The organism is Halodesulfurarchaeum sp. (assembly GCF_036626455.1).
Classification (GTDB): domain Archaea; phylum Halobacteriota; class Halobacteria; order Halobacteriales; family Halobacteriaceae; genus Halodesulfurarchaeum.
The window spans coordinates 35,302-45,958 of the sequence record NZ_JAZKRK010000016.1 but is presented as its reverse complement, the minus strand read 5'-3'; the positions used below and the strand labels follow the sequence as shown (position 1 = coordinate 45,958).

The 10,657-nt window shown below is 60.3% G+C and carries 8 protein-coding genes; 2 read left to right on the top strand and 6 right to left on the bottom strand.

Annotation, left to right across the window (positions count from 1 at the left end; genetic code table 11):
• From pyk to ppsA, 6 genes are all read right to left on the bottom strand, one after another.
• Window positions 1–1,681, bottom strand: a 1,681-nt coding sequence (gene pyk / locus V5A26_RS06630; RefSeq protein WP_332322287.1) for a pyruvate kinase, incomplete at its 3' end; no start/stop codon positions are given.
• Between the two features lie 59 nt (window positions 1,682–1,740).
• Entirely contained in the window at window positions 1,741–3,795 is a 2,055-nt protein-coding gene (gene metG, locus V5A26_RS06625; protein ID WP_332320241.1) for a methionine--tRNA ligase, read from the bottom strand.
• Between the two features lie 90 nt (window positions 3,796–3,885).
• Complete coding sequence (locus V5A26_RS06620; RefSeq protein ID WP_332320242.1) at window positions 3,886–4,449, bottom strand: VTT domain-containing protein; 564 nt, start codon at window positions 4,447–4,449, stop codon at window positions 3,886–3,888.
• 38 nt (window positions 4,450–4,487) lie between these two features.
• On the bottom strand, window positions 4,488–5,555 hold the full coding sequence (mfnA, locus tag V5A26_RS06615) for a tyrosine decarboxylase MfnA (protein WP_332320243.1): 1,068 nt from the start codon (window positions 5,553–5,555) through the stop codon (window positions 4,488–4,490).
• Window positions 5,556–5,580: 25 nt separating this feature from the next.
• A complete protein-coding gene (locus V5A26_RS06610) occupies window positions 5,581–6,831 on the bottom strand; it encodes a M48 family metallopeptidase (protein ID WP_332320244.1) in 1,251 nt (416 codons plus the stop codon).
• A gap of 68 nt (window positions 6,832–6,899) precedes the next feature.
• Window positions 6,900–9,155: a phosphoenolpyruvate synthase gene (gene ppsA / locus V5A26_RS06605; RefSeq protein WP_332320245.1), complete on the bottom strand. Its 2,256-nt coding sequence runs from the start codon at window positions 9,153–9,155 to the stop codon at window positions 6,900–6,902.
• Window positions 9,156–9,439: 284 nt separating this feature from the next.
• On the opposite strand from ppsA, the gene V5A26_RS06600 reads away from it, so the two are divergent.
• Both V5A26_RS06600 and V5A26_RS06595 read left to right on the top strand, forming a co-directional pair.
• Window positions 9,440–9,868: a hypothetical protein gene (locus V5A26_RS06600; protein ID WP_332320246.1), complete on the top strand. Its 429-nt coding sequence runs from the start codon at window positions 9,440–9,442 to the stop codon at window positions 9,866–9,868.
• Window positions 9,869–9,938: 70 nt separating this feature from the next.
• Window positions 9,939–10,637 (top strand): phosphoribosyltransferase, encoded by a 699-nt coding sequence (locus tag V5A26_RS06595; protein WP_332320247.1) that lies wholly within the window; start codon window positions 9,939–9,941, stop codon window positions 10,635–10,637.
• Window positions 10,638–10,657: the final 20 nt, after the last annotated feature.

The following is a 10,657-nucleotide window of genomic DNA, read 5'->3' as shown; positions in this document are numbered from 1 at the left end:
GGCCCGATTCGAGCTGGGTCAGTTCGGCCCCGCTGATCATCGGAATTTCGAGTTCGCGGGCCACCATGGCCGCGTAACTGGTCATTCCTGATTGGGCGCTGACGATCCCACCGAGGTTCTCTACCCCACTCGTAAGCTCCTCCTCGAACTCGGCCCGGATGATGCCGATGCTGCCAGGGTCGACGGTGGCTAGCTCCGTGGATTCGAGTTCGACGACCGGGCCAGCGATCCGTCCGTCGACCACCGAGCGACCGACTGCGAGCGTTTCGGCCGCGACATGAACTTTTAGCGTGTTCGTGGTGTCCTCGCCCTCGAGTTCGGTCATCATCCCGGTGAGGACCACGATCGTGTCCCCAGGGTCGATGACACCTGATTCGAGGCCAGCGCTCACCGAATCTTGGACGACCGAGGTCGCGGTTCCCGTCTGGACGTCGGCGTATTGTGCATTGACACCCCACACGAGTCCCAACTGTCGCCGCACGCTATCTCTCGGCGTCGTCGCGACGACCGGGACGCTGGGCCGGAACTTGGCGACCCTGCGGGCGGTGTACCCCGATTCGCTGGCGACGACGACGGCGCTTGCATCGACGTCTCGGGCCAGGTATCTGGCCGACCTTGCGAGTGCCTCAGTGCGGCTGTCCCCCGGTGCTTCCGGAACCCGTTGTTCCACGATATCGCCGTACTCATCGCTCGCTTCTATCTCCCGGATGATCCGATCCATCGTTTCGACCACCCGTGTCGGATGGTCGCCGATCGCGGTTTCGGCAGAGAGCATTACCGCGTCAGTGCCATCGAGCACTGCGTTAGCCACATCCGAGGCTTCGGCGCGAGTCGGGCGGGCCTGATCGACCATGGAATCGAGCATTTCAGTTGCGATAATCACCGGGACGCCGGCGGTTTGGCTCTTCGTGATGATCCGTTTTTGAATGAGTGGCACGTCCTCCATCGGGAGTTCAACCCCCAGGTCGCCACGGGCGACCATGATGCCTTGTGCCGCGCCGATGATCTCGTCCAGATGGTCGACCGCGTCCGCACGTTCGATTTTGGCGATCACTGGGATATCCCCAGCCAGGGATTCGATTTCTCGACCGACTTCGAGAACGTCCTCGGCGTCTCTGACGAAACTGGCCGCAATGAAGTCCACGTCGGCTTCGACGGCCAGTTCCAGATCGGCCCGGTCTTTTTCGGTGACGACGTCGACGTCGAGGTCGAGACCGGGCACGTTGACGCCTTTGTGACTTCCCAACGCGCCACCGCTGAGGACCGTCGCTCGAACGGCTCCTGCCTCGACGGACTCGACCTCGGTCTCGATGCGGCCGTCGTCGAGTAAGACACGGTCACCAGGCGTCACATGAGAGATATCCGTCGAAAGGCCGACCCGGTCAGCTGACACTGCGGACGACTCGACGAAGGTAACCGTCGACCCTGATCCGATTTCGATCGGGCTGTCCGTTTTGCCGGTTCGGATTTCAGGCCCTTGCAGGTCGACCATCACCGCCACCGGTTTGTCGGTTGCGGCATCGACCTGTTGAGCCCGCTCGATGAGCGCGGCCCGGTCTTCCCGGGTGCCGTGGCTCGAATTGATCCGTGCCACGGTCATTCCGGCGTCGGCGAGGGCGCGGATCGAATCGCGATCCTCGGTCGCCGGGCCGAGGGTGCAGACGATTTTCGCGTTTCGCATTACCCTCCCTTCGAGCCCACATCGAATAAAGGTGCCAACTGTGCGCCCGGATTCAGGCCCTATTGGATCTTCGTGCCGGGGAGACTGTCCCCCTGTGTGGTAAGGAGGTCGGCGTCGTCACCAGCGGCCAGGATCATTCCGTTCGACTCGACCCCGAAGAGGTCGGCTTTCTCCAGGTTGGCCAGGAGAACGATTTTCGTTCCGGGGAGTTCCTCGACATCGTGGAGTTGCCTGATCCCGGCCACGACTTGTCGGGTTTCGACGCCAATGTCGACCTCCAGACGGACTAATTTGTCAGCCCCTTCGATCGGTTCGGCGGATTCGATCTCTCCGACGCGTATGTCCAGGTCCTGAAAGTCATCGAAGTCGATTCGATCCTCGGCGACAGGTTCGATATCAGTCATTGTCGTGTCGGTGTCGTCCGCTGCAGCCGTTTCCTCGATCTGCTCTTCTAACGCTTCTTGGCGGGCCTGGACTTGCTCGTCCTCGATTTTCTCGAACGGCTCTCGAGGCGCTTCGAACGTGTCCGGCGGGACTTCGAGACAGGCCTCAAGGTTCGTGTCTTCGAGTGAGCCCTGCTCGTTAAGATCTGCCCAGATCTGGTCGGCGGTGTCCGGGGTGAACGGCGCGAGGGTGATGGTGAGTGCCTTGACCAGTTGCACGGAATCTCGGATGACCTGTGCGGCTTCAGCCGGGTCCTCGTCGACGAGGTTCCAGGGTTCGTTGCGCTGAATGTACTCGTTTCCGTACCGGGCGAGTTCCAGCGGAACATTTCCGGCGTCTCGAACTGAGTAGTCGTTGATTGCCGACCGAAAGTTCTCCTTGGCCGCCTCGATTTCTTCTTCGACGGCCGGGGAAACCTCCACGTCGGGGGTCCCGTCGTAGTTCCGCGTCGCAAAGAGGAGCGCCCGGTAGACGAAGTTCCCTACAACGTCTGCCAGTTCGGTGTTGGCCCGTTCCTGGAATGCCTCCCAGGAGAAGTCGATGTCACGCTGGAAGGCCCCGGACGTGGCAATGTAGTACCGCAGCAGATCGGTCTCGAACGGGGAATCGAGGTATTCGTCAGCCCACACGGCCCGATCCCGGCTCGTCGAGAAGCCTGCTCCGTCGAGGTTGACAAAGCCGCTTGCCATCACCGCTCGTGGCTCGGTGAACCCGGCCCCAGCGAGCATGGCCGGCCAGAAGACAGTGTGGTGCTGGATGATGTCCCGCCCGATGACGTGAACGATTTCCCCCTCCTCACGCCAGACTTCTTCCCAGTCGTAGGTGTCCGGACCGACACGTTCCGTGTATTGTTTGGTCGAAGAGATGTATTCGATCGGGGCGTCGACCCAGACGTACAGCACGAGGTCGGTCTCCTCGCCCTCCCGTTCTGGGTAGTCGATGCCCCAATCGAGGTCTCGGGTAATACACCAGTCTTGTAACTCCCCCTCGATCCATTCTCGCGGCTGATTGCGGGCGTTTTTCGTTCCCTCCAGTCGGTTGATGAACTTCCCGAGGTAGTCCTGAAACGCGGAGACCTCGAAGAACTTGTGCGCCCGAGAGCGATATTCAGCCGGATTGCCAGTGAGAATACTCGTCGGGTTTTCGATCTCGCCGGGTTCCAGATGGCGACCACAGCCCTCGTCACATTCGTCGCCCCGGGCATCTGCGCCACAATAGGGGCAGGTACCTTCGACGTAGCGGTCCGGAAGCGGCTGGCCTTCGATTGGGTCCCAGGCCACTTCGATTTCTTTTTCGTACACATGGCCCTTCTCGTCGAGCGTCTCGACGATTTCCCGCGTCATTTCTACGTTCGTCTCTTGATGGGTGTGACCGTAGTTGTCGAAATCGATGTCGAACTGCGGGAAGGTATCCTCGTAGGTTTCGTGCCAGTCGAGGGCGAAGTCCTCAGGTGAGACGCCGGATTCGGCGGCGTTGACCGCGATCGGCGTCCCATGCATATCTGACCCTGAGACGAAAGCGGTCTGCTGGCCGATTGTCCGGAGCGACCGAGTGAGGACATCACCACTCACGTAGGTCCGGAGGTGTCCGATGTGAAGGTCCCCGTTCGCATAGGGAAGCCCACAGGTCACCACCGCCGGGTTGTCCGTGGGGAACGGCTCGTAACTCATGGGTATGGATGCCAGCCCCGCAGGTTAAAGCTCCCCGTTTCCGTTAGAGTAAACGCAGGAGAAACCCCACGACTTCAGTCGTGGGTAAACTCAAATGAAGAAGAGTGCCCCTTCGATTAGCCCCATCGTCACCCCGAGTCGGCCAACGCTGCCGGCAAAGGCCGCGGCCGCGAATTTGGTATAGCTGCTCTCGATCACGGAGAACGCGTAGATGGATGCGGTGTCGGGGAAAAAGGGAACGCTCAGGCCCACTGCCATCCCGAGATGGCCCCACCGCTGCCCGATTTTGACGAGTGTTCGTTGGGACCATTCGAGCGGTTGAAACCCGAGTCGACGGAGACTCCGAATCACGATCCCGGAATGTGAGGCGTTGTGACCGACCAGCAGGGCGATGACGCTCCCGATGGCTTTGCCAAGCCCGCTAACCACGATTACCAGTCCGAGTTGCACTTCGTAGGGCAACGGAGCGAGCGCAAGGGTGTTCACGGGACACAGATAGCCGACCGGACAGAGGACGATTTCGCTTGGCAGCGGGAGAACAAACGCGATCAAAATCGAGTAGACGAAGATTACCCCCAGACCGCTCCACCCCGAGGCTGCGGCCACCGCAGCTTCGAACCCCCCGAGGCCGATATCTAGGAGCGATCCCAACATATCTCAATGGTACGAGTCACGTTTCAAAACGATGCCGGTCACGACCGGCGTTGATCGACATCGGCCAGGAAGGACTCGAGCATGGACTTGGTGACGTGGGGCATAATAACAAGTCGGATGGCTCCCGTTCTCGTGCGGGCGATTTTCCAACCGGCGGCCCGGAGCGCCTCGAAGAGTTCGGACTCGGGCACCCAAGTGACCAGGGGCAACGTCGGTTGAGATACGGGATAGCCCCGTGATTCGAGTTCCCCCGTGACCCAGGTCGCGAGGTCCATGTTTCGCTCGAATGCCGCCCGATATCCCTCCGGCCAGAGCACTTGCAAAGCAGCATGGGCGCTCGCAACTCCCGCACCGCTTCGTGTTCCCCCCAGTGAGGCCTGTGTGGCCGATTCGAGATACGGTGTTTCGACGGCGAGTGCATCGAGAACCGAGTCGTCTCTTGCGAGGAATCCGCCGGCTGGAATCGCTGCCCGACCGACCTTGTGGGGGTCGATCGTCATCGAGTCGATGGGTGCGTGCCCGAAGTGCCATTCGGCGTCGGTAAATGGCAGGAGGAATCCGCCGAATGCTGCGTCCACGTGACACCGAGCCCCAACCGAATCGGCGAGTTCAGCGAGCGCCGGGATCGGGTCCACCCGGCCGTATTCGGTCGACCCGGCGACACAGAAAATCAAGACTGTTTCCGCATCAGCAACTGCTGCCATTGCCTCCGGGTCAGCCCGGTGATCCGCTCCAGTTTCCACACGTCGCAACTCCACGTCGAGCAGTTCCGCGGCTTTCTGCAACGAGAAGTGTGCGCTTTCCGGAGCGACGATGTTCGGCGCTGACACGTCGGCCAGATTTCGAGCCGCTCGCACGGCCTGGATGTTAGCTTCCGTGCCCCCAGCCGTCACATAGCCCTGCGGGTCATCGAGTCCAACCACGTCCCCGAGCAACGAGATGGTTTCCTGCTCCAGCCCCGCGACCGATTTGAACGTCCCCGGATCACCTGGATTGGTTGCCAGGAACTCCTCAGCGGCGCGTCTGGCGACCGGAGCCGGTTCCGTGCACATCGAAGAGAGCACTTTGTCGAAGGATTGTGGCTCCGGTGCCTGAAACCGCGTCATGGCTCGGACAACCGGGAGGAGTGGTTTAGCCGTTTTGCTCAGCCGCCGTCAGGTCACGGATCCGTTCGGGAATCGGTGGGTGCTGGTAATGAAACGCTTCATACCAGGGGTGGGGGAATGGGTTTCCGAGGTTCTCTCGCTGGAGTGTTGCAAGGGCATTCGCCAGGGATTCGCCTCCATTCATGACATCCACGGCGAAGGCATCTGCTTCCCGCTCGTTTCTGAGCCACAGGCGGTTCGAGAGCGGCTGGGTAAACTCGAAGACCGGTTCGAGCCAGAGGATCGCGAGGATAAGCCCGGCCGCCGGAACTGATGGGGCCCCGAACATCCCGTACAGCCATCCCGTGTTCATGAGGACCTGTGCGAGGAAGAGCAAGAGACCAGCTTGAATAACACTGACTGCCATCCCCTGCCAGATATGCCCCTTTTTCCAGTGTGCGAGTTCGTGCGCAAGCACTCCTTGAAGTTCGGCTTCTTCGAGTTGGTCGATCAGGGTGTCAAAGAGGACGACCCGTTTGGCCGCCCCGAAGCCCGTAAAGAAGGCATTCGAGTGGCCAGAGCGTGAACTTGCGTTCATCTCGTAGACGTCCTCGCAGGTAAATCCGGCCCGCTCGAAGACCGTCTCGACGGCTTCGCGAAGATCGCTGTCCTCGACCGGGTCGAAGTCATAGAACAACGGCATGATGACCCGGGGCACGAGGATCTGGCTGCCGAGGCTGAAAAGGGCCACGACGCCCGTGGCGCCGAGCCACCACCAGTTCGGGAACTGTTCGATGACGAAGAGCACGGTACCACCGACGAGAGTCACAAGGACGATTGCGATGGCGGTGCTCACGAGTGTGTCCCGAAGAAACAGCCTCGGCGATTGTTCATTGAACCCGAATGCCTCCTCGATCGCAAACGTCTCGAACGCACTAAACGGGAGCTGAAGCAACTGAACGGCGATTGTGGTGCCGATAAAGAGTACGATTCCGGCCAGCAGGGTGTTTTCGATACCAGTGTAGACGACGGCCACCAACTCGCCGAAGAGCCCAGAATACAACCCGAGCAATACCAACACGAGCCAGAGCACCGACTGGAGTTGCTCGGCTGCAGTCGTCAGCCGCTGATACTCCAACACCCGACCCGGGGCTTCGATTCCGAGGCTTTCGGCCAGCCAGTCAGCTCGGTCCCTGACCGTCGCTTTGCCGTAATGCACGTTTACGGCAGCGAGTCCTAGGAAAAACCCGGTCGAGCCCACGAGCAAAAGGAGGAAGACGGCGTGGTACAGGAGCATATTCGTCGGGTTGGGCACGATGCAGGAAACGTCTGTTGTTGGCGATGGGCCGCTTCAGGGTGTCCCCATCACCGCACCGAATCGAGCAAGAGGCGCTGTTCGGTCCGTTTGACTTCATGTTGGACGTCACGAACGGCGTCGATGTTCGCGGAGATCGACGAGACCCCCTCTTCCACGAGGAAGTTGACCATCTCCGGTTTCGAGCCGGCCTGGCCGCAGATGCTCGTGTCCACGTCGTGCTCTTGACAGACCTCGATGGTCCGGCTGATGAGTTTGAGCATCGCGGGATGGAGTTCGTCGAACCGATCGGACACTCGTTCGTTGTTTCGGTCGACGGCGAGCGTGTACTGGGTCAGGTCGTTCGTTCCGAAGGAGGCAAAGTCGATACCCTCCGCAGCCATTTCATCGATCGTCATGACACTGGCGGGGGTTTCGACCATGACACCCCACGAGCGTTTTTCCGGATCGATGCCGGCACCTTCGAGGTGTTTTCGCGCCCGCTCGACGTCTGATGCGTCGTTGACGAGCGGGAACATGATCTCGACGTTGTCATACCCCATCTCAAAGAGCCGTTTGACCGCCCCGAGTTCGTATTCGAAAAGCTCCGGTTCTTCGAGGCTTCGGCGGATTCCACGCCACCCGAGCATGGGATTGTGCTCACTTGGCTCGTCGTTTCCGCCCTCCAACTGTCGAAACTCATCAGAGGGTGCGTCAAGCGTGCGAACGCGAACTGGTCGCGGGTAGAACTCTTCGGCGACCTCCCGGATGCCGGTGACGATTTCGTCCTCATAAGCGTCAGCCCCGTGATCGCTGATGTACCGCTGGGGCGTTTTGTTCGTCCCTAAAATCATATGCTCCATTCGGAGAAGTCCGACTCCGTCAGCACCGGTGGCGGCCGCTCGTTCCGCTGCGCCGGGGATCGAGATGTTGACCTTCACCTCTGTTGCGGTCATCGGCTTGACCGGGGCTTTGGGCCGCGCTTCTTCGATCGGTTCTCGCTCTACTTTGGCGGTCTCCCGGCCCTCCCGAATGGCGCCCCTGTCCCCGTCGATGGTGACGATCTGGTCGTCTTCGAGGATGTCAGTGGCGTTTCCCGTCCCAACCACGGCTGGGACGCCGAGTTCGCGTGAAACGATCGCGGCGTGACTGGTCATCCCCCCTTCTTCAGTGATGATCCCTGAAGCTCGTTTCATCGCGGGCACCATGTCCGGAGTCGTCATCGGAGTGACGATGATGTCACCCTCCCCGACTTTGTCGAGCTGGTCGAGCTTTCGGATGGTCCGCACCGCCCCCGAGGCGATGCCTGGACTTGCTCCGAGGCCGGAGAGGAGGCTGTCCCCAGTCGAATTCGTCCCGTCGGCCTCTTCGTCTGCCTCCCCTTCGTTAATAGTCGTGATTGGGCGGGACTGAAGCATATACACCGTCCCGTCAGTGATGGCCCATTCCACGTCCTGTGGGGTTTCATAATGGTCTTCCACCCGCTCGCCCATCGTGACGAGTTCGTCGATTTCCTCATTTGTCAGTACCCGGGCGTTTCGCCTGTCGTCTTCGATGGGCTGAGAAACTGTCTCGCCGGTTTCTGGGTCCCGGACCATCTCGATTTTCTTCTCCGTGACGGTGGCTTCTTCGAGTTCACCGGTCGCACGGTCGATGTGATAGTTGTCCGGGGATACTGACCCCGAGACGACTGCTTCGCCCAGCCCCCAGGCAGCCTCGATGATCGTCATCGCCGCGCCGGTCGAGGGATGACTGGTGAACAGGACCCCACTCTTCTCGGCGTCGACCATCTGCTGGACGACGATCGCGATATTGACCGCGTCATGGGCGAACCCTTGTTCCTCTCGATAGTAAATCGCGCGTTGGGTAAACAGTGATGCCCAGGCCCGGCGAACCCGGTCAAGCAAATTATCGCCCTGGACGTTGAGAAACGTTTCCTGCTGGCCGGCGAAACTGGCTTCCGGAAGATCCTCGGCGGTTCCAGAGGAACGAACCGCGACGAAGGGCTCCTCCCCATCGAGATCGGCATATGCCGACATGATCTCCTCCTTGATGTGAGTGGGAACCGGGGTTTCCAAGATCAGTTCCTTGGCCCGCGATTCGGCTTCAGCAAGCGCCCCTGAATCCTCGGTTTCCACGTCAACGGCCGCGAACAGTTCCGTATCGATGCCTGTGTCCTCGATAAACGAGCGATACGTGTCCGCGGTGACGACAAAGCCCGGTGGGACAGGGAGCCCCGCTTCGGTCATTTCCCCGAGTGACGCGCCTTTCCCGCCGACACTCCCGATATCGTCGGCCCGTATGTGTTCCAGCCAGCGTACTGCCATGTGGCAGGTGAGTAAACCCGGACGAAACTCATGAAGGTTGCGGCGCGGTTCTCGATTGATCGTGCTGGTCTGACCATCGGTCCGGGCCGAGGACGAGGTCTACCCAACGACCAGGGCCGTCGACGGCGTCTGACCGCTAGATCGGTCCGAGAACGTGCTCCGATCACCAGATCGGACCGAGGCCGAGGTCTGACCGCCAGATCGGTCCATGATCGTGGCCAGCTTGCCGGCCCGTCTCGAAGTCATGGCGGAATCTTGAAACCCCGCCCCCGCATGGCCCCGATATGGACCAGAAACGCTCACTCCGCTTTGCCGGCTGGTACTTCTTGTACACGACTGGACTCTCGCTCCTCGGGCTGGTGATCGTCGGCATCGGCGGGTATCTGTTCGTTGGCGGACTCACGTTCGGACCGGAGACCCTCTATGGGTATCCGATTCCACAGGTTACGACACAGAGCTACCTCGGGATTGTTCCCGTGATTCTCGGTCTCGCAGTCTGGCGGGTGGGCAAAGCTTGGGCGCTCTATCACACGCTGACCGGGGCGATAGCCGAGGACCTGGGCGAGACCTACGACACCGAACACGTCAAAAGTGACATCGTCGCGGTCCTTGACGATCGGTTATCGGACATGCAGCAGGACCTCCAATCGGTCAACCGGGAACTCCGGAACATCAAACAGGCTGACGAATTCGATTTCGGCTCCGAAGAATGACTTGTTTCTCAGTGAGATAGCATGGGTTAAAGTCCGGCCGCCTCTCTATGTGTAATGGTGACCGAACCTCATGGCTGACCTGCCGGATACGTTCAACTGTACGGTGACGAACTGGGATTACATCTATGACCTCAACCGATTGGTCGCGGACCAGGTGAAAGCGGATGATTTCGATCCCGATGTCATCGTAGCGCTGGCAAGGGGTGGCTGGTTTTCGGGGCGAGTGCTCTGTGACTTCCTGGGCCTGGACGATCTGACTAGCCTGAAGATGGAACATTACGTCGGCACGGCGGCGAAATCCGACGAACCTGAAATCCGCTATCCAATGCCCGAGGGCTCGGTCGAGGGCAAAGACGTCCTCATCGTCGACGACATCGCCGACACGGGTGGATCGATCCAATACGCCTACGATTACGTCACCGATCGAGAGGCAGAGGAGGTTCGCACGGCAACCCTCCAACTCCTCCAGACAAGCAAGTTCGAACCTGATTTCGTCGGTGAACGGCTTCACGAGTGGACCTGGGTCGTCTATCCCTGGAATTTCATTGAGGACATGGTCGACCTGATCGCTGGCGTGATGCGGAAAGCCGAGGACGGCCCCTACAGCAAAACAGAACTCCGCTCCCAGCTCTCCACGTATCACGGGATCGATCGTATCGAGATGGAAATTGCCCAGCCGAATCGGTTGGATGAAGTCCTGGCGGAGATGGTTCGGCGAGATGTCGCCGCCGAACCGACCCCAGGCCGCTGGGAAGTGATCGAGGACTGAGACGGGGCGCGGGGCAAACC

Excerpts from the sequence above, each read along its gene's own strand:
- V5A26_RS06595 (WP_332320247.1), top strand. The coding sequence starts at position 9,939 with ATGGCTGACCTGCCGGATACGTTCAACTGTACGGTGACGAACTGGGAT.
- mfnA (WP_332320243.1), bottom strand. The coding sequence starts at position 5,555 with ATGACGCGGTTTCAGGCACCGGAGCCACAATCCTTCGACAAAGTGCTC.
- V5A26_RS06610 (WP_332320244.1), bottom strand. The coding sequence starts at position 6,831 with ATGCTCCTGTACCACGCCGTCTTCCTCCTTTTGCTCGTGGGCTCGACC.
- V5A26_RS06600 (WP_332320246.1), top strand. The coding sequence starts at position 9,440 with ATGGACCAGAAACGCTCACTCCGCTTTGCCGGCTGGTACTTCTTGTAC.
- ppsA (WP_332320245.1), bottom strand. The coding sequence starts at position 9,155 with ATGGCAGTACGCTGGCTGGAACACATACGGGCCGACGATATCGGGAGT.
- metG (WP_332320241.1), bottom strand. The coding sequence starts at position 3,795 with ATGAGTTACGAGCCGTTCCCCACGGACAACCCGGCGGTGGTGACCTGT.
- V5A26_RS06620 (WP_332320242.1), bottom strand. The coding sequence starts at position 4,449 with ATGTTGGGATCGCTCCTAGATATCGGCCTCGGGGGGTTCGAAGCTGCG.